Origin of the sequence: Lachnoclostridium edouardi (genome assembly GCF_900240245.1) — a bacterium.
GTDB classification, from domain to species: domain Bacteria; phylum Bacillota; class Clostridia; order Lachnospirales; family Lachnospiraceae; genus Lachnoclostridium_A; species Lachnoclostridium_A edouardi.
The window spans coordinates 457,089-479,105 of record NZ_OESQ01000001.1; the positions used below are offsets into that span (position 1 = coordinate 457,089).

Annotated in this window: 18 protein-coding genes, 2 pseudogenes and 1 other annotated feature; all 20 genes and pseudogenes read right to left on the reverse strand. The window is 44.2% G+C overall.

Features of this window, described 5'->3' with window-relative positions:
* Nucleotides 1-27: 27 nt before the first annotated feature.
* The gene (smpB, locus tag C1A07_RS02095; RefSeq protein ID WP_101875637.1) at nucleotides 28-492 is read right to left on the reverse strand and encodes an SsrA-binding protein SmpB; all 465 of its coding nucleotides are present in this window, start codon (nucleotides 490-492) and stop codon (nucleotides 28-30) included.
* Between the two features lie 14 nt (nucleotides 493-506).
* Complete coding sequence (rnr, locus tag C1A07_RS02100; RefSeq protein WP_101878001.1) at nucleotides 507-2,660, reverse strand: ribonuclease R; 2,154 nt, start codon at nucleotides 2,658-2,660, stop codon at nucleotides 507-509.
* A 133-nt stretch (nucleotides 2,661-2,793) separates the two neighbouring features.
* Nucleotides 2,794-3,021, reverse strand: a complete 228-nt coding sequence (gene secG, locus C1A07_RS02105) for a preprotein translocase subunit SecG (RefSeq protein WP_101875638.1) — start codon at nucleotides 3,019-3,021, stop codon at nucleotides 2,794-2,796.
* A gap of 91 nt (nucleotides 3,022-3,112) precedes the next feature.
* Nucleotides 3,113-4,381 (reverse strand): phosphopyruvate hydratase, encoded by a 1,269-nt coding sequence (gene eno, locus C1A07_RS02110; protein WP_101875639.1) that lies wholly within the window; start codon nucleotides 4,379-4,381, stop codon nucleotides 3,113-3,115.
* A gap of 97 nt (nucleotides 4,382-4,478) precedes the next feature.
* Nucleotides 4,479-5,156: a fructose-6-phosphate aldolase gene (locus tag C1A07_RS02115; RefSeq protein ID WP_101875640.1), complete on the reverse strand. Its 678-nt coding sequence runs from the start codon at nucleotides 5,154-5,156 to the stop codon at nucleotides 4,479-4,481.
* 8 nt (nucleotides 5,157-5,164) lie between these two features.
* Nucleotides 5,165-6,592 (reverse strand): D-alanyl-D-alanine carboxypeptidase family protein, encoded by a 1,428-nt coding sequence (locus C1A07_RS02120; RefSeq protein WP_101875641.1) that lies wholly within the window; start codon nucleotides 6,590-6,592, stop codon nucleotides 5,165-5,167.
* Nucleotides 6,593-6,800: 208 nt separating this feature from the next.
* Nucleotides 6,801-7,205: an AMP-binding enzyme gene (locus C1A07_RS16525; protein WP_278321050.1), complete on the reverse strand. Its 405-nt coding sequence runs from the start codon at nucleotides 7,203-7,205 to the stop codon at nucleotides 6,801-6,803.
* Nucleotides 7,177-8,085, reverse strand: coding sequence for an AMP-binding protein (locus C1A07_RS16530; protein ID WP_278321051.1), 909 nt, complete (start codon nucleotides 8,083-8,085; stop codon nucleotides 7,177-7,179). Before C1A07_RS16530 ends, C1A07_RS16525 begins: the two co-directional genes overlap by 29 nt.
* A gap of 30 nt (nucleotides 8,086-8,115) precedes the next feature.
* Entirely contained in the window at nucleotides 8,116-8,820 is a 705-nt protein-coding gene (locus tag C1A07_RS02130) for a FadR/GntR family transcriptional regulator (RefSeq protein ID WP_101875642.1), read from the reverse strand.
* Nucleotides 8,821-8,934: 114 nt separating this feature from the next.
* Nucleotides 8,935-10,229 (reverse strand): annotated as a pseudogene (locus C1A07_RS16835) (TRAP transporter large permease).
* The gene (locus tag C1A07_RS02140) at nucleotides 10,230-10,730 is read right to left on the reverse strand and encodes a TRAP transporter small permease (RefSeq protein WP_101875643.1); all 501 of its coding nucleotides are present in this window, start codon (nucleotides 10,728-10,730) and stop codon (nucleotides 10,230-10,232) included.
* Between the two features lie 99 nt (nucleotides 10,731-10,829).
* Nucleotides 10,830-11,351, reverse strand: a complete 522-nt coding sequence (gene dctP, locus C1A07_RS02145) for a TRAP transporter substrate-binding protein DctP (protein ID WP_242972225.1) — start codon at nucleotides 11,349-11,351, stop codon at nucleotides 10,830-10,832.
* Nucleotides 11,352-11,364: 13 nt separating this feature from the next.
* Nucleotides 11,365-11,769: a VOC family protein gene (locus tag C1A07_RS02150; RefSeq protein ID WP_101875644.1), complete on the reverse strand. Its 405-nt coding sequence runs from the start codon at nucleotides 11,767-11,769 to the stop codon at nucleotides 11,365-11,367.
* On the reverse strand, nucleotides 11,766-13,358 hold the full coding sequence (locus C1A07_RS02155) for an acyl CoA:acetate/3-ketoacid CoA transferase (protein WP_101875645.1): 1,593 nt from the start codon (nucleotides 13,356-13,358) through the stop codon (nucleotides 11,766-11,768). Before C1A07_RS02155 ends, C1A07_RS02150 begins: the two co-directional genes overlap by 4 nt.
* A gap of 16 nt (nucleotides 13,359-13,374) precedes the next feature.
* A pseudogene (locus C1A07_RS02160) lies at nucleotides 13,375-14,559 on the reverse strand (thiolase family protein).
* 11 nt (nucleotides 14,560-14,570) lie between these two features.
* Entirely contained in the window at nucleotides 14,571-15,317 is a 747-nt protein-coding gene (fabG, locus tag C1A07_RS02165; protein WP_180952155.1) for a 3-oxoacyl-ACP reductase FabG, read from the reverse strand.
* A 369-nt stretch (nucleotides 15,318-15,686) separates the two neighbouring features.
* Entirely contained in the window at nucleotides 15,687-18,107 is a 2,421-nt protein-coding gene (gene pheT, locus C1A07_RS02170; protein WP_101875646.1) for a phenylalanine--tRNA ligase subunit beta, read from the reverse strand.
* 54 nt (nucleotides 18,108-18,161) lie between these two features.
* Complete coding sequence (gene pheS / locus C1A07_RS02175; protein ID WP_101875647.1) at nucleotides 18,162-19,181, reverse strand: phenylalanine--tRNA ligase subunit alpha; 1,020 nt, start codon at nucleotides 19,179-19,181, stop codon at nucleotides 18,162-18,164.
* Between the two features lie 59 nt (nucleotides 19,182-19,240).
* Nucleotides 19,241-19,478, reverse strand: a binding site (T-box leader).
* 42 nt (nucleotides 19,479-19,520) lie between these two features.
* On the reverse strand, nucleotides 19,521-20,975 hold the full coding sequence (locus C1A07_RS02180) for an InlB B-repeat-containing protein (RefSeq protein WP_145996028.1): 1,455 nt from the start codon (nucleotides 20,973-20,975) through the stop codon (nucleotides 19,521-19,523).
* Nucleotides 20,972-22,000 carry a hypothetical protein gene (locus tag C1A07_RS02185; RefSeq protein ID WP_145996029.1) on the reverse strand — a complete coding sequence of 343 codons (1,029 nt, stop codon included), beginning with the start codon at nucleotides 21,998-22,000 and terminating at the stop codon, nucleotides 20,972-20,974. The genes C1A07_RS02180 and C1A07_RS02185 overlap by 4 nt, the downstream gene beginning before the upstream one ends.
* Nucleotides 22,001-22,017 lie beyond the last annotated feature (17 nt).

Sequence of the window (22,017 nt, forward strand, 5' to 3'; positions counted from 1 at the left end):
CCCTGACGGCGGCGAATATTGCAATCTTTATCTTAGCTTCATTTTGTAATCCCGCTCTATTTCTCTTTTTTGATCTTTCTTTGCAATATCCTGTCTTTTATCGTACAGCTTTTTGCCTCGCGCCAGGCCTACTTCCACCTTTACCAGGCTGCCCTTAAAATAAACCTGCAGAGGCACAAGGGTCAGCCCTTTTTCAGCCAGCTTAGAATCCAGTTTTGTGATTTCCTGTTTGTGCAGTAAAAGCTTTCTTACTCTCAGCGGGTCCTTATTAAATATGTTTCCCTTCTCGTAAGGGCTTATATGCATTCCATATATATACATCTGCCCTTTTTCAATGCGGATAAAGGATTCCTTAATACTGCATTTACCCATGCGAATAGACTTTACTTCTGTTCCAAACAGTTCAATTCCGGCCTCGTATTTGTCGTCAATAAAATAATCGTGGTAGGCTTTTTTATTGTTAGCTACCAGTTTAAAGCTTTCTTTTCCCATTTCTTATCCTCCTGCTATTCCTGCAGCCCTAAGGTTCTAACAGGAATAAAGTCGATGGTTCTGGCAAATTTGTCTGTTCCTAATACCTGAACCTTAATTTTCTGACCCAGCTTATAAGCTTTTCCGGTCATTTCTCCCTTTAATTCTAATCGCTGTTCGTCAAATATATAATAGTCGTCCCGCAGTTCGTTAATGTGAACCAGGCCTTCTACAGTATTTGGCAGCTCCACATAAAATCCCCAGCCTGTAACCCCGGAGATTACTCCCTCAAATTCTTCTCCAATGAATTTCTCCATATATTCGCACTTCTTCAGCTTCTCTGTCTCTCTCTCCGCCTCGTCGGCCCGGCGCTCCAGGGCAGAGCACTGCACAGTTACCTCCGGCAGAATTCTGTCATAATGGACAATGCGCTTGTCTGACAGTCCTCCCCTTAAATTTTCTTTAATAATCCGGTGGATCTGAAGGTCCGGGTATCTTCTGATCGGGGAGGTAAAGTGGGTATAGTATCTGGCTGCAAGACCAAAGTGGCCTCCTGATACTGCCGTATATTTGGCCTGGCGCATAGATCTTAATACAAGGCGGCTTAAAAGCGCTTCCTCATTGGTGCCCTCCAGTTTATCTAGCAGCTTCTGAAGTTCCTTAGGGTGAATTTCTCCCTGCTGAAGCCGGATAGTATAGCCAAAGTTATTAATAAAGGTCGCCAGCTTTTTCATTTTCTCCGGGTCCGGGTTATCGTGGGTTCTGTAAACAAAGGGCAGCTCCTGCCAAAAATAATCTTCGGCTATGGTCTCATTTGCCGCCAGCATAAAATCCTCGATTATTTTTGTGGCTGTATTTCTCTCGTAAGGCTTAATGTCCACAGGTTTTCCTTTTTCGTTAAGAATAATTTTACTTTCAGGAAAATCAAAGTCTACTGCCCCTCGTTTTCTCCTTTGTTCTCTGAGAATACAGGAAAGCTCTTCCATCAGCTGAAACATAGGGACAAACTCTTCATATTCTTTAGAAATCTCCTCATCCTTATGTGTTACAATGGCATTTACCGCAGTATAAGTCATTCTTCTGTCTACTTTAATCACTGTCTCGGCAATGCGGTGACTGATTACATGGCCAGAAGCATTAATATCCATTAGACAGCTTAAAGCCAAACGGTCTTCCCCCTGATTTAAAGAACAGATTCCGTTAGACAATTTGTGAGGCAGCATAGGAATCACTCTGTCCACTAAATACACGCTGGTGCCTCTTTTTAAAGCTTCTTTATCCAGAGGACTATTTTCTGTTACATAGTGGCTGACATCTGCAATATGCACTCCCAAATGGTAGACGCTTCCAGAGGGCAGCTCTTCTTTAGAAATAGTGACTGCATCGTCTAAGTCTTTTGCGTCCTCCCCGTCAATGGTCACTGTCATAAGGCCTCTTAAATCTAAACGGCCGGCCTTATCCTTTTCGTCTACTGTATCAGGAATATTTTCCACCCAGTCCATAACTGCCTGGGGAAATTCTTCCGGCAGGCCGTAGGCCTTTACTAGGGATAATATATCTGTGCCAGGATCATTTATATGACCTAAAATCTCTGTAATAATTCCCTCAGGCTTTTTTTTCTCATTTCCATAATCAGTAACGGAGACTACTACCTTATGGCCGGTAACTGCGCCTCTGTCCTTGCCCTGAGGGACAAAAATATCTTTGCAGATCTTCTGATTGTCAGGCATAACAAATCCAAAATTCTTATTTTTTTGATATAAACCTACAATATGTCTGTTGGCCCGCTCCAGAACTCTTACGACTGCTCCTTCCGCCCGCCTTCCCCTAGGCTCCTCCTCCACTACAATCTGAACTTTATCTCCGTGGAGAGCGCTTCCTGTTTTATCTGCCGGAATAAATACATCCTCTTCCATCCCCTCCACTGTTACAAAGCCAAAGCCTTTGGGGTGGCCGGTGAATATCCCCACTACGCCCATAGTCTCCGGTTTTCCATATTTACCTTTTTTGGATACGCCTGCTCTTCCCTCTGATACCAGGGCGTCCATAACTTCCTTCAGTTCCTGTCTTTGTTCCTTTGGAATGCCTAATAACATAGCCAGTTCCTTTAATTTCATGGGAACGTAGGCAGGATCCTTTAAAAGCTTTTCCAGGTTATCCTTTCGTTCTCTTAATAAATGTTCTTCCATTTTCTTCCTTTCAATATCACTTCTATAAACTAAAAAGAGGGTGCCACAGAAGCTGACGGTTCCTCTGCTGAATGCCTTAATCCGCCTTCCAGCAAACCGGAATGTCAATTCTGCAACACCCCCTAATGGATTTTTACAAAAGATTTAATACAAAAGCCAGTACTAAAAACAGTGCGGCTGCAATCTTCGTAAATTTTTCCAGGGCGCCTTCCATAGAACGGCCTTTGTTTTTACCCCAGTAGGTATCTGCCATACCGGCAATAGAACCAAGTCCTGCAGATTTTCCTTCCTGCATCAAAACGATTACAGTTAAAGCGATGGCTAATATTACAAATATAATTGTCAAAAGCATTTTCAGCATATTACACACCTCCTATAGTCAAACACCGTAATCATAGCACATTTTCCATGGAATAGCAACTGAAACTTTTCCATTTTATAAATCTGAAAATTTATAAAATCTGCTCTTCAATTCTAAGAAGCTGATTATATTTAGCTGTCCTGTCGCTTCTGCACGGAGCTCCTGTTTTTATCTGTCCTGCATTTACCGCCACTGCAATATCTGCAATAAATGTATCCTCTGTTTCCCCTGAGCGGTGAGAAATAATTGTTTTATACCCTGCCTTCTTAGCCATTTCTATGGCTTTCAGGCTTTCTGTCAAGGTGCCGATCTGGTTTACCTTTATTAAAATAGCGTTGGCAGCCCCTAAAGCAATTCCTTTGGCAAGTCTGCCTGTATTTGTGACAAACAGGTCATCTCCCACCAGCTGCACTCTGTCTCCCAGCTCTCTTGTCATATACTGCCAGCCTTCCCAGTCCTCCTCATTTAAACCGTCCTCTATGGAGAAAATAGGGAAGGAATCCAGCAGTTTCTTATAATATTCTGTCATTTCCTCTGCTGTTCTCTGCACGTCTCTGCCGCTCATTTTGCTTTCCCCCGGGAATAAATACAGCCCTGTTTCCTCGTCGTAAAGCTCGCTGGCTGCGGCGTCCATAGCTATTTTAATGTCTTTTCCCGGCTGATAACCGCTCATTTTAATTGCGTCCACTAAATAGGTCAATACCTCTTCTGCATTTTTCAGATCAGGGGCAAAGCCTCCCTCATCTCCTACAGCTGTGGAATGATGTCCGATTTCCAGCAGTTTTTTTAACGTATGGTATATTTCCGCACACATTTTCAGCCCCTCTGAGTAGGCCTTTGCTCCCACTGGCGCAATCATAAATTCCTGAAAGTCAACAGTATTTGCTGCGTGTACTCCTCCGTTTAAAATATTCATCATAGGAACTGGCAGCTGACAGGCGTTTACTCCTCCTAAATAGCGATATAAAGGAATATTAAGCCCTTTGGCAGCTGCTCTGGCCACTGCCAGGGAAACTCCTAAAATTGCATTGGCCCCCATATTTTCCTTATTTTCCGTGCCGTCGGCTTCACAAAGCAGGCAATCTATTTTCGTCTGGTCTAAAGCGCTTTCAAATAATACAGCTTCTGCTAAAACTGTATTTATATTGTCCACCGCTTTTTTTACTCCCTTTCCATTATATCTGTGATCTCCGTCTCTTAATTCTACTGCCTCAAACTTTCCTGTGGAGGCGCCTGAGGGCACGCTTGCTCTTCCCACTGCTCCATTTTCCAAAGTAACCTCCACCTCCACAGTTGGATTTCCTCTGGAATCTAAAATTTCCCTTCCTTTTACTTCTGCAATATCAAAACTATGACACATAAAAAACGGCCTCCTTATTCATACTGTTGTTATGAATTAGGATAGCCGTTCATTCTGGGTTTTATACAAGTCTGCTGTGAATTTCCAAAGGCTTTTATTAAAGCTGGGTAATATTTTTCTCTCCGTAAATCCTTTTCCAGTCCTTTTGAAAATCATCTACCGCTTTTCCAATGGCACGCATGGAAAAGGCTGTGTGAAACAATTCCGGCTGCACTGTCACTGCGTGGGCTCCGGCCTCTAAAGCCATGTTAACCTGGCCCATATTTTTAAAGCTGGCGGCTACAATCTTTGTATTATAATGCCAGCGATCAATTTGACAAGCTAAGCTGTGAATAGTGTGAAATGCGTCTATATCCATATTTTCCATACGGTTATAGTAGGGAGCCAGATAATCTGCCCCGCATTCCATAGCCATATATCCCTGAATTTTTGTGTAAATAGCAGTGGCTGTAACGGAAATATCCATTTCTTTTAACATTTTTATGGCCTTCAAGCCCTGCTCTGTTACAGGTACTTTTACAAAAACCTTTTCATCCACCTTTTCCAGAAGAGTTTTTCCCTCCCTAACCATAGTTTCAGCATCGGCGGCTGTCACCTGAATATGAAGGCTTTTGTCCTCCCCAATAATCTTTCGTATTTCTTTAAAATGATCGAAAAAGGAGATTTTCCCTTCCTTTTTCACAATAGACGGATTGCTGGTAACTCCCAAAATAGGATATACAGCTGCATATCTTCTGATTTCTTCTATATTTGCCGTGTCTAAAATAAACTCCATACTGTTTGTTACCTCCCTGATCTATTTTTTCTCTCTTCCATCATTCTGCGGAATTCCTCCTCAGAACAGCCGATCTCCTGCAGTCTTTTTCTTCTCTTTTCCCTGAGTATTCTCTGGCGTTCTCTCTGGGCATCCTGTCTTTTCTTATACCAGAATGCGGATGCTGCAGCTATAATACATATTGCAGCTGCCACTGCTCCTGCAGTTTTGGCCCCTGAAAAGGTGTCCGCCCCCAGAGCTTTTCCTCCAGTTTCCCTAGAATCCTGTTCCGGCTGGTCTGTGGAACTTTGGTTATTTTCATCTTCGGATGTGTCAGCCGTCTGATTGGTATAAATATATGCCTGTCCTATTTTTCTTTCATTATATGTATAAGTAAGAAGTCCTACGGCGTTTTCCGGCGCTCCTGAAGAAAGGGCTGTCTCTAAGCTACGCTCTCCGTCTGTAAAGGCCGCATCATTAGGAAGGGTAACAACGGCTTCCTGATCCAGCCAAACCTCTCCCGGCTCATAGGAAACTCCCCCGATATCTACAGGCTCCTGTCCTGTTAAAAAAGTTTCGTTTTCAGAAATATTCACGTTTTTAAAAAGCTGAAAACTAAAATCTAAAATCGTTGTCGTATCCTTATAATGAGTTTTTCCTGTACTTTTTAATGTAACCGCAACCAGCCTTTTCCCGTCTTTTTCCGCCAAGGTCACAAGGGTTTGCCCTGCTAAAGAGGTGTATCCTGTTTTGCCTGCTACTGCCGCCGGATAATACTCTGCCTCCTCCTCATCTAACATCTTGTGTTCCATGTAAAATGTCCGCCCGTTTGGATTGTTTTTAGTGGCCGGTATTTGGTAGCTTTTCGCTGAGTCAATTTCCAGCAATGTAGGATTTTTAAAGGCCTCTCTGGCTATTAAGGCCATATCGTAAGCAGATACCACCTGGGAATCATCATTCAGGCCTGACGGATTTGCAAAATGAGTTCCGTCTTCGCAGCCAATAGCCGCCACCTTTTGATTCATCATCTCCACAAAAGCGTCCCTGCTTCCCGCCACGTGCTCAGCCAAAGCGTTGGCAGACTGATTGGAGGACTGAAGCAATAAAAGATACAGGCAGTCTTTTACAGAAAGCTGATCCCCCTCTTCTATGTTCATTTTATTTCCGGCTCCCGCCTCCACATTGTAAACGGCATCGTAGGAAAAGGTTACTGTATCCTCTAAATTTGCATGTTCAATTACAATTAATGCAGTCAACAGCTTCGTAATACTGGCCGGCGGCTTTGTCTCGTGAATATTCTGGGCAAAAATCACTGTGCCGGAATCCACATCCATAACAATTCCTGATTCTGATTCTACTCCTGTATTTGTAGGCCATTCTGGCTTGGCATATGATACGATCCCCGGACCTGCGGCCACAAAAATAAGGCACAGCAGAATACTAATCATCCTTCGCATAAATACTCCTCTTTCTCTTGTAATACTGTACTGCATTCCAGTGATTTTGCCAAAAATCTGTGCAGTATTATCAGTATACTATAAAAGCCAGGGGATTTCCACGAAAAATTAAAGTTTATTCTAAATCCGCCTCCACATTATATAAGTCTCACAGGCTCTTTAAATCCTATTACCTTTACATACGGCTCCACGGTGTACAAATACCTTCTTATTTTTTCCGGCCTAACTTTCCCCTCCTCCTTACTTTTTGTCTGTAACTTTCTGTTATAACAAACTTTCCTTTTTCTAGCCTTATAAGAGCTGCCGGAACCTCCATATATTTTTCATCAGGCACAGCCACAACCGCCGCCTCCGCCACATAAGGCAAAGTGTGAAGCACATTTTCAATATCAAAGCTGCATATTTTCTCCCCGCCTCTGTTGATCATATCCTTTTTTCTGTCAACGATATATAAATAGCCGGCCTGATTATAATACCCCAGATCTCCTGTGCGCAGCCACCCGTCCTCTGAAATCAAATCCGGCCACGGCTTGTGGTAGCTTTCTAGCACAAAACTGCCTTTTAAACAAATTTCCCCTATTTCCTCAGCTTCCAGCTCTCGGCTGCCCTCCATAATTTTCACCTTCAAATCCGGCATAGGAACTCCTGAAGAACCAATCCAGGGGGCTGTCGGCTGCTCCCGCCGTTTCCGTAAGTCCATATACAGTGTGAAACTGTGCTTTTGGCATCCATTCCTTTCGCTTTTTAATGTTTTCTGGAGCCATATTTCCGCTGCCGCAGGCAAATCCTTTTACCCACGGAATAACCGGATATTCCTTTCTCTTTTCTAAAAGTATGGAAAACACTGTTGGGGAAGCGTGATAAAAAGTAATTTTTTCTTTTAAAAAGCACTTTAAAACAGCGTCCCCGTCCACTTTCGGCTGGATAAATACAGTCCCTCCCACTGTCAGAAATACTGATAAAATACTGATCATCCCTGTTACGTGATACATAGGAGTGGCAATAAGAGAGCTGTCTTTTTCACTTAAATTCAGGGTTTTTATGTATGCTTCCACTGAATTCATTACTTGGTAATTTTTTAAAATTACACCTTTACTTTTAGAGGTAGTTCCTGATGTAAACATAACTATGGCATCATCTTCTAAACAAGCCTGTCTCTCCTCTTTGCCTAAATCCCTGCAGCTGCTGCCTGCCAAAAGATATTCCAGTCCCCAGTCCCCCTCTGATTTAGAAGCAATAATTTTTACGCCGTTTATTTCCTGAAGCCAGGAAGCTGTTTTGTCCGTCATCTCCAGCAAGTATTTGTAAGAATAGGTTCTGCCCCTCCAATCACCTATTGCTGCTTTCTCCGACAGCCTAACAGCCGTCTTTTTAAAAGCCAGGTACATGCTGAAAGCCATATCTTTATAAATACAGATATTTCTCTCACCTACCTTTCTCTCTTCTATACAGTTTTCCACCTCTTTGGGCCAGTAATTTTTCCACCATAGCATAAGCTTCCCCTTCTCAAAAAAGCAGAGGCTTTACTTTGACGACTTAATATTTAACAAGCTTTTTCTGGACCGCTCCAGATGCACCTGCATAATATGACTTGCAAATTCCCCATCCATATCATCCACAGCGCCAAACAGCTGTCTGTGATCCATCATAGACTTGGCCATAACTTTGGCATCGCTGTTTAACTGACGGGTATATCTGTCGGCAATATCCTGAAACATACGGGAAATCATCACCAGAACGTGATTTCTGGAGGCAGCCACAAGAAGCTCGTGAAACTTTCTGTCATACTTAGAGTAAGAGGCAAAATCGTTAAAACCTATAGCTTCCTCCATATTTTCAATATATCCCTTGAGAATTTTTATCTCATTTTCCGTCCTGTTTTCAGCAGCCAGCTTACAAGCTCCGCTTTCCACAAAAATTCTGGCGTCGTATATTTCGTCAATATTATTTTCTGTCACTGTCATCAAAGTAAATAAAGGCTTCATAAATTCTGCAGGATTTACCTCATTTACATAAGTCCCGTCCCCCTGCATAATTTTTACGATTCCCAGCACATTCAGCTTTTTCAGTCCCTCCCTTAAACATACCCGGCTGACCTGAAGCTCTGCTGCCAGCTCCCCTTCCGGCGGAAGCTTGTCCCCTATTTTCCATCTGCCTTTTCTGATTTCTTCTATAATCTGATCTGCAACAATATCATATTTGTATTTCTTCTTCCCATCTTCTGCCATTTACATCCCTCGTCCCTGTAAATATTTACCAAAATTATATCATCCACTATTTTAAAACGCAAGGTTCCCCCACTTCCCACACCTTTAAAGGGAAGAATAGGCAGTTTTCCTATATCAGGTAAGAATTCCAGGAAGGAACAGACTAATAAATGGAATATATGTAGTTATGGCTAAAACCACCAGCATGTAAATCAGCAGCTGTCCTACAAAGCGGAAAGTAGTTTCTAATTGAATTTTGCTGATTTTACAGCCTACAAACAAGTTAATTCCCACAGGTGGGGTAATCATGCCAATAGACAGATTCATAACAATAATAACCCCCAGCTGAATTGGGTCCACGCCTAAGGGCTGCACAATTTTCAGCAAAATTGGACTGAGAATAATGGTGGCCGGGGCGGCGTCCATAATCATTCCTACAATTAAAAGCAGAATATTAATTAAAATTAAAATAACATACTTATTTGTAGTCATATCCAGCACCCCGTTTGCTATGGAGGCTGTCACTCCCTCTAAAGTTAAAAGCTTTGCGAATGCTGTTGAGAAGGAAATAATTACAATAAAGCTGCAGCTTTTAGTGGCCCGCACAAAGGTTCCCGGCAAATCCTTTACTTTTAAATCTTTATAAATAAACATTCCCGCCAGCAAAGCATACACACAGGCCACTACAGACGCTTCTGTGGGGAGAAAATTCCGCTGTAAATTCCTCCCAGAATAATTACAGGCACTAATAAAGCCCAAATTGCTTCTTTAAAATTATACCAGAACCCAGAATCGTAAACCTTCTGCAGCTCTGCTTTCACCTCCGGCCCAGGTAAATATTTTTCTTTTATAGAAATTTTTCTGGCTATAATGATCATTGCCACTCCCAACAAGATTCCGGGAATAACTCCGGCTAAAAACAGCTTGGCCACAGATGTGTTGGTAGCTACTCCGTAAAGCAGGAATAAAATACTGGGGGGAATAATAGGGCCAAGGGCTCCTCCCGCTGCCGCCGCGGCAGTAGAAAACCCCTTGCTGTAGCCGGCCCTGATCATCTGAGGGATCATAATTCCTCCTATACACGCCACTGTGGCGGGACCTGAGCCTGAAATAGCGGCAAAGAACATACTGGCAATAATGGTTACAATAGCCAGCCCTCCCGGCCTGTCTTTTACAAGACTCATACAAAAATTAATCAGCCTTTGAGAGATACCTCCCTGAATCATCAGCTCTCCTGAAAGAATAAAAAACGGAATGGCTAAAAGAGTAAAGCTGTTAGTCCCGTTTAGGAAGGATTCTATAATCAGAGACATGTCAATAGTTCCAAACATAAGGGAATATCCGCAGCACACAAGTCCTAATGCAATAGCAATGGGAAATCCCAAAAATACAAAGACAAACAATCCTCCTATTAAAATAACGCCTGCCATTTATTTGCCCTCCCTGCTATTTAGAAACTCATATCGGATAATAAAGTAAATATTCATTAAGCATCTGACTGCAGAGGCCCCCACACCCAGCAAAAGGGAGGCTGACATCAGCCACATGGGGAACTGTGTAATAGACACTGTTTTCATAGCCATCTGGTCCAGAACTCTTAATAAAACATAATATCCTACTGCAGTTACAAAAATCAGATCCACTATATAGAGAAACAGATTTGCCAGATCCTTCATCTTCCCCGGCAGCTTTTCAATCACAGCTACAATCTGAATGTGATCATTTCTTAAAAAAGCGCCGCTGCAGGCCAGAAAAACAAAATACATAAACATGTACAGACAATATTCTGAAATCCAAGCGGCAGATGTTTTCAGCACGTATCTCATTATTACCTGCACAAATAAAAGTACTACCATTACAGCCAGAAGAACTGCTCCCACCCATTCCTCCAGATGATTGTAAAACTTGTTTTCATTGTAATAAGCCTTCATATGCACCTCCTGATTTCAGATTACTGCTTTCCTTCCTCTGTGCGCCCTAAAATTTCCAGTACTTTATTTACATTATCTTTAGATGTAAGAGAAACGTTCTCATCCCACCACACCTTGTCTACAGAAATCTGGCGCAGCATCTTTTCGTCCTCTTCGGATGCTTCTGTCACTGTCACCCCGTGCTCTTTCATTTAAGTCGTCTATCCACTGGCTGTCTCCCACCTTGTTTAACTCCTCATCTGTAGACATTAAATACGGAATTCCATATACATAATAGGCTGACATTCCGGAAAGGTCTGCAAAACAGTTAGGCGTTGTGTTTCCCATCTGCAGCGTGGCGGAACGAACCTTGTCTAAAACGTCTGCGTCCGTCTCCCCAATAGAACCGCTGGTAAATAATTCTACCTGAATCCTGCCCCCGGACTGTTCTTCTATACTTTTTTCAAACTCTTTATAGGCCACATTAAAGGGATCAATGTCTGAAACTGTATTTCCTATTTTCAAAGTGTAGGTTTCCTGACCTCCTCCGTCTGTATTCTGACCTGCGCTGCTATTTTCTTTTCCGCAGCCTGCCAGGCAAAGAGCTGCCGCCAACACCAAAAGATAACGTTTTTTCTTCATGTACCTTTCCTCCTTATTCGCTTACTTTCTGTACAAATTCCACTAATATTCCTTCTCCAAATCTGGGCCTTAAAAAATTCACCAAAATTCCTCCGGCTCCCATTACCCCTTTTTCTTCCAGCATCTGAAGCCCCTTCGCCTCATAATCCGCCCTGCATTTTTCCACATCCTCCACCTCAAAGGCAATGTGGTGTATCCCTCCTTTCCCGTTATTGTACATTGTCAGAACGCCCTCTTTAGGCACCACCAGCTCTACAGGCGATTCCTCCTTTTCATGTCTGGTAAACAGACAGTCTGCCTTATAAGCCTCCACATATTCTATATAATCTGTTTCCAGACCAAACTTCTCCATAAACCTTTCAGCTCTTTCCATGGAATTCATTACAATTCCAACGTGATGCAGCTTCATATGTTTCATAACCCCAGTTCCTGCCCTTCTATGATTTTTTTCAGACCAAAAGCCTTTTCCTTATATATTTCCACCGGAGTTTCCCTGATTTCATCAGCCATAAGAGGCTTAAATTCCATTTGAGCCAGAATATCCTTTTCCATATCTGTGCCCTTTGCAAATTCTATCAGTACAGGGCCCTTCTCTGTCAGCTTAAATACTGCCCGCTCTGTGACAAAAAACATATTCTGTCCTCTGGCTACAGCCATTTTTCCATTGTAGGAAATCTGCTGTACCTTTTTCACCAGCTTTTTAAACCTTCCTTCTTTTACAATGTGGATTCCCGCCTCATCAAATTCCGCCTGTATTCCCCCTCCTGTAAATGTAGAGCAGAACACTACGTTTTTCGCTGTGCTGGTAATGTCAATAAAGCCTCCGGCTCCCGCCGCCACAGTTCCCATTTTCGTGGCGTTTACATTTCCCTCCCGGTCCATTTCCCCGGCTCCCATAAAGGTAAAATCAATTCCGGCTCCCGTATAGTATTCAAATTGCCTGTCGTGGGGGATCAGGGCCTCGGGGCTGCAGGATATTCCAAAGTCAATTCCTCCTGCCGGCATGCCTCCGTAAATTCCTGACTCTACAATCAGCATCACGTCCTCCTGCACCTTTTCTTCCGCCAGAATAGGACCTATCACATCATTGGGAATTCCTGTTCCCACATTAATTACCACATCCTTTTTCAGCTCCATTACTGCCCGGCGGCCAATGACCTTTCGGATGCTTAAAGGAATCGCCGCAGTTCCCTTTAAAGGAGTTTTTACCTGTCCGCTGTAGGAGGGGTCATAATACCAGGACGAGGTCTGTCTGTGATCATTTACAGGGTCCTGGCACACTACTACTGCATCTACTAAAATCCCCGGCACCGTCACCTCTTTGGCCCCTAAGGCGCCTGACTTTACTATTTGTTTTACCTGGCAAATTACCTTTCCCCCAAAACGCTTTGCAGCCATCACTGCAGGCAGCACCTCTAAAACCATGGCTTCCTCTTCTGTTGTTATATTTCCGGCCTCATCAGCATAAGTTCCTCTGATAATTAATGTATCTATAGGAACCTCCTTATACTGCATATACTCTTCTCCGTCTACTGTAACAACAGATACAATATCCTCCTTATCCCTTGTTTTCTCATTCATTTTCCCTCCTTCTATTCTAGGGTCCACAAATGTTCCAAGGCCGATTTTGCTTAACTTTCCAGGCTCTCTTAACGCCATGCTGTGAAACATATTTGCCATCTGTCCCTGAGGCAGATTGTAGGCCTCCAACATGTTTTCAGATATCATTTTCATAAATGGGGGACAAAGCCCCCAATGTCCCCTGATTACTTTTGTAATCAACCCCTCATGGGCCAGATGGGCGATGCCGTCTTTTCTGTCAGACTGGCCGCAGGTGTGAAATAATGTCAAGTTTTTGGGGGGTCCTGTTTCCAGAAACCTGTTTTCCACAGCCTTTAAAATTGATTCGCTGGCTGACACAAGAGTCATCCCTATTGTGCACAAGGTGGTTCCATCTAAAATCATGGCAGCAGCTTCCTCTGCTGAAACAAACTTAGGTTTTCTCATTTACCGCCTCCCTTTTCTATGAACAAAGCTGAAATAAAACTGCAATTCCCTGACCGCCTCCAATACACAAGGTCGCCGTCCCGTATTTCACCTTTCTGCGCATCATTTCATTTATCAGTTTTATAGTAATAATGCAGCCTGTTGCTCCAATAGGATGTCACAGGGAAATGCCGCTTCCGTTTACATTTACTATGTTTTCGTCTAAATCCAGCTCCCTCATACAGGCCACGGCCTGAGCCGCAAAGGCTTCGTTCAGCTCAATTAAACCGATTTCTTCTTTTTTCACCCCTGTTTTTTCCAGCAGCTTTTGGAAGGCAGGCACAGGGCCGATTCCCATAATAGACGGATCCACTCCTGCTACGGCTGCATCCACCAGCCTGACTAAAGGCTTAATTCCCAGCTCCTTTGCCTTAGATTCTTTCATCATTACTACTGCCGCTGCGGCGTCGTTAATTCCCGCCGCATTGCCTGCAGTAACGCTTCCGTCCGCCTTAAACGCCGGGCGCAGCTTTGAAAGGCTTTCTTTTGTGGTTCCCGGGCGGATGTGCTCGTCCTGGTCAAAAATCACTGTTTCTTTTTTATTCAGCTTTATTTCTAAGGGCACAATTTCATCCTTAAATTTTTCCTCTTTCTGCGCCTTTTCCGCCCTCTGCTGGCTGATTGCCGCCCATCTGTCCTGCTCGTCCCTGGAAATGTTGTATTTTTCCGCTACATTTTCAGCTGTAATTCCCATGTGGTTTCTTGTAAACGGGTCTGACAAGGCTGTGATTAATCCGTCCTCCAGCTCTCCGTGGCCCATTCTGTACCCGGATCTGGCTTTTCTCAAATAATAGGGAATGTTGGTCATACTTTCGCAGCCGCCGGCCACAGCAATTTCGCACATCCCGTCTCTGATTTCCTGAGCCGCCGTTACAATGGCCTGAAGGCCGGAAGAGCAAAGTCTGTTGACTGTTAAAGCCGTAGCCTCATAAGGAATCCTCGCCTTAACAGAAGCCAATCTGGCTGCAAAAGCGTTTTCCGCAGCCTGCCCTACGCAGCCGTAAACTACTTCATCTATGGCCTTAGGACTTAACCCTGCTCTTTTCACTGCTTCTTTGATTGCCGCCCCGCCTAAATCTGAAGCTTCCATATTTTTTAATGACCCGCTGAATTTTCCTACTGCCGTTCTGCATCCTGATACAATTACAATACTTTCTCTCATTTTTCTCCTCCTTATAAAACCATTCCGCCGCCTACTTTAAATACTCCCTGAGTAATATAGGAAGCCTCATCGGATGCCAGAAAAGCAATCATGTTTCCAATGTCCTCCGGAGTGCCTGCCCGGCCCATGGAAATCTTTCCCACCATAATCTCCCATGCCTTAGGCGGAACTCCTCTTGTCATTTCTGTATCAATAAATCCTGGAACAATGGCATTGCAGGTAATATTCTTTTTTCCGTTTTCCTTTGCAAAAGTTTTTGTCAAAGCCACAACTCCTGCTTTGGCCGCCGCGTAATTGGCCTGTCCTATATTTCCGTTTAAATAAGAAGCAGATGAAATATTAATAATTCTTCCATATTCTCTTTCTCTCATATACCCTGCGGCTGCTCTCATACAGTGAAATACTCCTGTCAGGTTTACTGCAATTACAGAGTTCCAATCCTCCAGAGACATTTTGTGAAACATTTTGTCCCTGTTGATTCCTGCGTTATTTACTAAAATATCTAAGCTGCCTAATTCCTTTATGGCTGCGTCCACCAAATTTTGGGCGTCCTCATATTTAGAAACATCAGCTGGCACGTAAATCCCTTTTCCTCCTGCTTCCTCTATTTGAGCCAGCCCATTTTTTGCGTTTTCCTCATTTACATCTGAAATTACTATGAAGGCGCCTTTTTCCGCCAGCTTTTTTGCTATTCCAAGACCGATTCCCCGTCCTGACCCAGTTACTGCCGCTACTTTTCCCTGTAAATATTGATCCATACTTTCTCTCCTTTATGTGGATTTCATAAACATTTTGCAATATTTAAAAGTAATACTTTTTGAATCAGGCGCCTGTTTTATTTCTTTCTTTTATTCTATAAAAATAATACTATTTTACTTGTATTTCTTCAATATCTTCTAATAAATTCAATATCTTTCGTAAAATATAGTAAAAATTTACCAGGTATTTTTGTTTGTAATAGATATTTTCCGAGCAGAAACATAAGATGTTTATACAGTTTTTCCGTTCATATACATATGATGTTTACTTTTCAAAAGAAATTAAAGCACAAAAAAGAGAGCCATAAAATGAGCTCTCCGGCTTTTTTCATTTTATAACCCTCTTTTTTTTATTTTTAAATTTTCTTATTAACCTCTTAATTCAATTCCCATTTCTTTTAATCCGTGAAGAATTTTCTCCATAACAGAGCTTACTTCTTTATCCTCCAATGTATGATCCTTTGCTCTGAAGGTAATAGAATATGCTACTGACTTGTAGCCCTCCTGAATCTGAGAACCCTGGTAAATATCGAAAAGCTCATATCCTTCCAGATTCTTTCCGCCTCTCTGCACAATCATATCCTCGATTTGTCCCACCATAATAGTTGTTGGAACTACCATACTAATATCTCTTGTTACTGCAGGATATTTTGCAATTCCAGTATACTTTCTGTCAAATGTAACAAAGGAATCTACATTAGGCATATCTAATACTGCCACATATGCTTTTTCACCGATTTTATAATTATCAGCTACGTCCGGATGGATTTCTCCCATGTAACCTACTGTTACGCCGTCATATACAATTTCTGCTTTTCTGCCTGGATGCAGATATGGATGGCCGCATTCCGGGTTATAATGAGGTCTTTTGTGCATTCCCGCCTTGTCAAAGAATTCCTCCACAACCCCTTTCATTGTAAAGAAATCTCCTGCTCCGTACATTCCCAGAACAAACTGCATACGTTCCTCAGGAAGCTCTGTTAAAGGCAGAGCCTTTGGCAGATATACATTTGCCAGCTCATATAAACGCACGTCCTTGTTTCTTCTGTTGTAGTTAGTGGACAGAGAATTTAACATTCCATTTAAAGGAAGAGTTCTCATTACGCTGAAATCTTCTCCTAAAGGATTCATAATGGTTACTGTCTGGCGCAGTCTGCTGTCCTCCGGAATCAGCAGCTTGTCAAATACCTTTGGACTTTCAAAGGAATATGTCATACTTTGGCTGAAGCCGCAAAACTCGGCAATCTCTCCTGCCAGCTCTTCAATTCTCAGCTTTTCAGACAGTTTTCCTGTAGTAGCTTCACCTGAAGGCAATGTAGTAGGAATATTGTCATAGCCATAAAATCTGGCTACTTCCTCCGCCAAATCTGCCAGACGGTACAAATCCTGGCGGAATGTAGGGGCAATTACCTCTTTTGTCTCAGAATCATATTTTAAATCAATTTTTTCAAAGTATTTCAGCATATCTTCTTCTGCAATGCAAGTTCCTAAAAGCTGATTAATCTTCTCTCCATCAAAAGGTACTCTTACTTCTTTTCTCACTTCTGGATAAACGTCCACAGTTCCGCCTACTACTTCTCCTGCGCCCAGCTCTTCAATCAGCTGGCAGGCCCGGTCAATAGCCGCCTTGGCGTTGTTTGGGTCCAGGCCTTTTTCAAATTTTCCTGATGCATCTGTGCGCAGACCGATTTTTTTAGCGGACAGACGGATATTTGTTCCGTCAAAGCAAGCTGCTTCAAATACCATAGTCTTTACATCATCAGTAATTTTTGAATTTTCACCGCCCATAATACCTGCGATGCCTACTTCCTTTTCCCCGTCGTTAATCATAAGAACAGTGCTGTCCAGTTTTCTTTCCTGGCCGTCTAAGGTCTGGAATACATCTCCGTCCTTAGCGCATTTTACTACAATTTTATGGCCTCCGATTAAATCATAATCGTAAGCGTGCATAGGCTGTCCGTACTCTTCCATAACATAATTGGTAATATCTACAATATTATTAATTGGGCGGATGCCGCTGGCAGCCAGTCTCCTTTGCATCCACTGGGGAGAAGGAGCAATGTGAATATTTTTTACCATTCTGGCGCAGTATCTGGGGCACAGCTTTGAATCTTCCACTTCCACTGTCAGATAATCATGGATATCCTGGCTGTTTCCTGTTTCTTTTACAACTGGAGGGCAAAATTCTTTTCTGAAGGTAGCCGCCGCCTCTCTTGCCACTCCCAGCACGCTGTAGCAGTCTACACGGTTGGAGGTGATTTCATATTCAAAAACCACATCTCTCAGTCCCAGAACCTCCACTGCATCCGCCCCTACTAAAGTGTCCTCTGGCAGAATATAAATTCCTGACTCTGGAGCGTCCGGATACATATTTCTGTCAGAACCCAGCTCTTCAATAGAACACATCATGCCGCAGGATTCTATTCCTCTTAATTTGCCTTTTTTTATTTTAATTCCGTCTTCTGGAAGAGGGCCGCCGTCGTGACCGCCTGCCACCTTTCCTCCGTCTAAAACTACGGGAACCTTATCTCCCTCTTTTACATTAGGAGCCCCTGTAACAATCTGAATTGTTTCATTTCCCACATCCACCTGGCAGATAATCAGCTTATCTGCATCCGGATGGCGCTCTATTTTCAAAATCTGTCCTACTACAATCTTCTCCAGGTTTTTATCCAGGCGCTCATATCCTTCTACCTTTGTGCCTGTTAAAGTCATAGCGTCTGTATATTCCTGGGCTGTTACGTCCAGATCAGGTACATATGCCTTAATCCATGATAATGCTGTATTCATGTTTCATTCTCCTTTTTCTTTGTTTGCCCATTACTTTTTACTTATTAAAGCTTATTAAAACTGTTTCAGGAAACGAATGTCGTTTTCATAAAGCAGACGCATATCGTCTATTTCATATTTCAGCAGCGCAATACGCTCAAGGCCTACGCCGAAAGCAAATCCTGAATACTCTTCCGGATCAATGTTGCACATTTCCAGAACGTGAGGATGTACCATTCCGCAGCCTAAAATCTCAATCCAGCCGGAGCCTTTGCAGAAACGGCAGCCCTTTCCGCCGCACTTAAAGCAGGTTACGTCCACCTCAGCGCTGGGCTCAGTAAACGGGAAATGGTGAGGGCGGAACTTTACTTTTGTCTCCGGCCCAAACAGCTCCCTTGCAAATTCTGCTAATGTTCCCTTTAAATCTGCAAAAGTAATATTTTTGTCAATAACAAGTCCCTCAATCTGATGGAAGGAAGGAGAATGTGTTGCGTCCACCTCGTCAGAACGGAATACACGTCCCGGGGCGATCATACGGATAGGCAGCTTTCCCTGTTCCATAACACGTACCTGCACTGGAGAAGTCTGGGTTCTCAGCACAATATCTTTATTTACATAAAATGTGTCCTGCTCGTCCTTTGCCGGGTGATTTGCAGGAATATTCAGTTTTTCAAAGTTGTAAAGGTCATACTCCACCTCAGGGCCCTCCACTACTTCATAGCCCATTCCCACGAAAATTCTTTCTACTTCTTTTAATGCGATTGTATTAGGATGGCTGTGGCCTACATGGTTTTTCTCTGCAGGAAGAGTCACGTCAATAACTTCCTTTTTCATCTGCTCTTCTCTGGCTTTTCTGGCCAAAACAGTTTTCTTTTCCTCCAGCATAGACTCAATGATTTCTCTGGCCTCATTTACCATCTGGCCTACCTTTGGTCTGTCCTCAGGAGCAACGTCCTTCATACTTTTCAATACTGTTGTCAGCTGGCCTTTTTTTCCCAGATATGCAACGCGGATGTCATTGAGGCCTTCTAAAGCTGCGGAAGCTTCAATCTGCTTCAAGGCTTCTTCCTTAATTTTTTCTAACTGCTCTTTCATAATGATCTCCTTTACTTTTTCTTTGGGCGAAAAAAAGAAAACCTCGTTCCTTCGCAAAACGAAGGGACGAGGTTAAATCGCGGTACCACCCTAATTCCTGCCTGTTACGGCAGACACTTTATACTTAACGCGTATTACGTCACAGCTTACTGACAGTCTGTAAAACAATCCTGCTTCAGCCATGCAGCTCCGGCGGGAACTTGGGAACACTTATCTGAACTTGGAAAGGCTTTCAGCCGGTGACCCTTCCTCTCTGAAAGAAAATAAGCTCTTACTTAACGCCATCATTGCTTTTCTTTATAAATCTATGTCATATTCTAACTATGTTTTTTACAAATGTCAAGAGCTTTTTCCCAAGAAGCTGCTTTGGAATTTTTCATCCCAGGCCTTTCCGGCAGGCGGGACTAAATAATTGCGCTCAATGAAGTTATGGAGCATGGCCCCGGCTTCTGCCCGGGTGGCAGTTTTCTGGGGGGTGAGGGCGCCGTTTTCGCAGCCTTTCATCAATCTGCTCCCAACGGCCCACTTAACCGCCTCCACCGCCCAATCCGACACGCTCCCGGCATCGGTAAAGCCGGAAAGATCTCTTGTGGCGGTGAGATCGTACCCTTTATAGCCTGCATAGTTGTAAAACATCACCGCAAGCTGCTCACAGGTCACTGGATCTTCTGGGTGGTAAGTGTTATCCCCATAGCCTGCCGCAATGCCCTTTTGGCTGGCCCAGAGCACTGCATCATAGTACCACTCTGTACCTGGGCCGTAGGCCACGTCGGTGAATGGGCTGTCCCCGGTCACTTCCGGGCTTCCGTCTATATGGTAGAGGAGCACGGCGATCTGGGCGCGGGTGATAACAGCATAAAACTTAAAGGCGGCATCGCTTGTTTCTGAATTTCCCTTTGCAAACACAACCTCAATGGTATGCTGCGCCTCCACGTTCTCAAAGGTGTAGCTGCTTACCGCGCCTACACTCTGGCCGTCCACCAGCACATCAAAAATATAGTAGCCGCCATCCGGGGTAATGGTAAAGGTCTTGTCCCGGCCCTCCCGGACGCCGACACTATAGGACGGGGAGATGGAGCCGCCTGCCCCTGCGGTAGCGGTTATGGTATATTCCGTGCAGCTGGAACCACCGCCTCCACCCCCACCGCTGTTTTTCGTCCATTGTGCATAGACGGTCACGCTTGCGGAAAAGACAGTATCAAGGGTGATCTTATCGCCGCCTGTTTTTGCGGTGTACCAGCCGTTAAAGGAATACCCGCTTTGCGTGGAAGTCGGCAGGCTTGTCAACTTCTTGCCTGTGGTGGTCTGCTCCGCCGGGCTTGTGCCGCCGTTCCCGTCAAAGGTGATCGTGTATTCCGTGGGCGGTGTAGGGTTGTCCTTTTCAAAAATTGCCTTGACGGTCACATTTTCGGCGAGCATGGTAAACTTGTTGTTGGTGATCGTCACGTTGCCGGAAACCACTTGCCATTCCTTAAACTTGTAGCCGCTGCTTGGTGTGGCGGTCAGGGTGACGGTGCTGCCTTCCTGCGCCCACTCAGTGGATGCAGTGACCGTGCCACCGGTGGGAGTTTCTACCGTCACACGATGAACATTACCCGGAAATGTGCCATTCCCGCGGAGGATACCATTGTTGGTTAACGTGCCGTTATTCTGAATGGTGCCGTTGTTCTCGATGGTGCCGTTATTCTCGATGGTGCCGTTATTCTCGATTGTCCCCCTATTGGTAATAGTGCCATTGTTGGTGAGTGTCACGCCGAAATTGATCGTAAGGGTGGAACCCTCGCCGATGGTCAATGTACTACCGGATGGTATTTCTGTATCCTGCGTGATAGCAGTATGGGGGGACTAACGGAAAAGGTATTTTTGTCATAAGTTATGCTCTCAAAAATGATGCCCTTCCAACTATCTCTCCCGGTGGTATCGCTAATCGCCTCTCCTCCTCCGTTCGTATCCTTGCCGCCAGCCGCAAAGATGATTGCGTCGCCGTTTGCGGTAAAAGTGCTGGTATCGCTGCCAGAACATCTAATCCCATCGCCAATACCTGCGCTGTAGTAGGTGGCGGCGTTATCACCAGTACCAATCGTGACGGAAGCGCCTTGGGCACTCACTGTGCCGCCACTAATGGTGATGGTGCCGCCTGCGCCGCTCCGCCCGCCGCCGTTGCCTGCGCCGATGTCGCTTCCGCCGCTGCCAATGCCCGCGCCGTAGTACCCGCCGATTGCGGTCAGGCTACCGGTTTCATCGCCTGTGATAGTCAGCGTCGTGCCATCTGGCACCTGCAATCCTGCACAATACGTGCCGCTTTTCAAGACATTCGTTCCACTAAAGGTCAGGTTGACCTTTGCGTTGTCTTCCAATTTAAAGGCACAGCTGTCGTTGTCGCTGACCTGTATATTCACATCTTGCAGGGTGATGTTGTGGGTGCCGCCTTCCACGGTGATAGTATTGTTCGTTGTCTGTCCGTTTCCAGTGATTTTGTGGCTGGAGCAGTTATCCCCACAGCTATCATCAATCGTTACAGGCTTATCGTTGATGTTATATTCTTCATTTGCCAGCGTATTCATCATGCCGTTGAACACGTCAAACAAACTATCGAAAATCTCCGCTCCAATAACTTCCTCTTTCTGCTCCTCCGTCAGGGCGTTGTAAGCTTCATAAGCCGCCTGCAATTTCTCATAAACCTCCTGCTGTTCCTCCAGGCTCATAACGGCCAGCTCATCCGCCGTGGGGAGCCCATCAATCAGCTTTTTCACGTCCCCGGCGGAAAGCTGCACTGCATTAGAGGGAGTAGCCGTTTCCGGCTTGACTCCTTTACACAAAGCCAGGTCTTCCTCCT

Bases quoted from the DNA above. Each gene is read 5' to 3' on its own strand.
- smpB (WP_101875637.1), bottom strand. From the start codon at position 492: ATGGGAAAAGAAAGCTTTAAACTGGTAGCTAACAATAAAAAAGCCTAC.
- rnr (WP_101878001.1), bottom strand. From the start codon at position 2,660: ATGGAAGAACATTTATTAAGAGAACGAAAGGATAACCTGGAAAAGCTT.
- secG (WP_101875638.1), bottom strand. From the start codon at position 3,021: ATGCTGAAAATGCTTTTGACAATTATATTTGTAATATTAGCCATCGCT.
- eno (WP_101875639.1), bottom strand. From the start codon at position 4,381: ATGTGTCATAGTTTTGATATTGCAGAAGTAAAAGGAAGGGAAATTTTA.
- C1A07_RS02115 (WP_101875640.1), bottom strand. From the start codon at position 5,156: ATGGAGTTTATTTTAGACACGGCAAATATAGAAGAAATCAGAAGATAT.
- C1A07_RS02120 (WP_101875641.1), bottom strand. From the start codon at position 6,592: ATGCGAAGGATGATTAGTATTCTGCTGTGCCTTATTTTTGTGGCCGCA.
- C1A07_RS16525 (WP_278321050.1), bottom strand. From the start codon at position 7,205: ATGGAGGGCAGCCGAGAGCTGGAAGCTGAGGAAATAGGGGAAATTTGT.
- C1A07_RS16530 (WP_278321051.1), bottom strand. From the start codon at position 8,085: ATGCTATGGTGGAAAAATTACTGGCCCAAAGAGGTGGAAAACTGTATA.
- C1A07_RS02130 (WP_101875642.1), bottom strand. From the start codon at position 8,820: ATGGCAGAAGATGGGAAGAAGAAATACAAATATGATATTGTTGCAGAT.
- C1A07_RS02140 (WP_101875643.1), bottom strand. From the start codon at position 10,730: ATGAAGGCTTATTACAATGAAAACAAGTTTTACAATCATCTGGAGGAA.
- dctP (WP_242972225.1), bottom strand. From the start codon at position 11,351: ATGAAGAAAAAACGTTATCTTTTGGTGTTGGCGGCAGCTCTTTGCCTG.
- C1A07_RS02150 (WP_101875644.1), bottom strand. From the start codon at position 11,769: ATGAAACATATGAAGCTGCATCACGTTGGAATTGTAATGAATTCCATG.
- C1A07_RS02155 (WP_101875645.1), bottom strand. From the start codon at position 13,358: ATGAGAAAACCTAAGTTTGTTTCAGCAGAGGAAGCTGCTGCCATGATT.
- fabG (WP_180952155.1), bottom strand. From the start codon at position 15,317: ATGGATCAATATTTACAGGGAAAAGTAGCGGCAGTAACTGGGTCAGGA.
- pheT (WP_101875646.1), bottom strand. From the start codon at position 18,107: ATGAATACAGCATTATCATGGATTAAGGCATATGTACCTGATCTGGAC.
- pheS (WP_101875647.1), bottom strand. From the start codon at position 19,181: ATGAAAGAGCAGTTAGAAAAAATTAAGGAAGAAGCCTTGAAGCAGATT.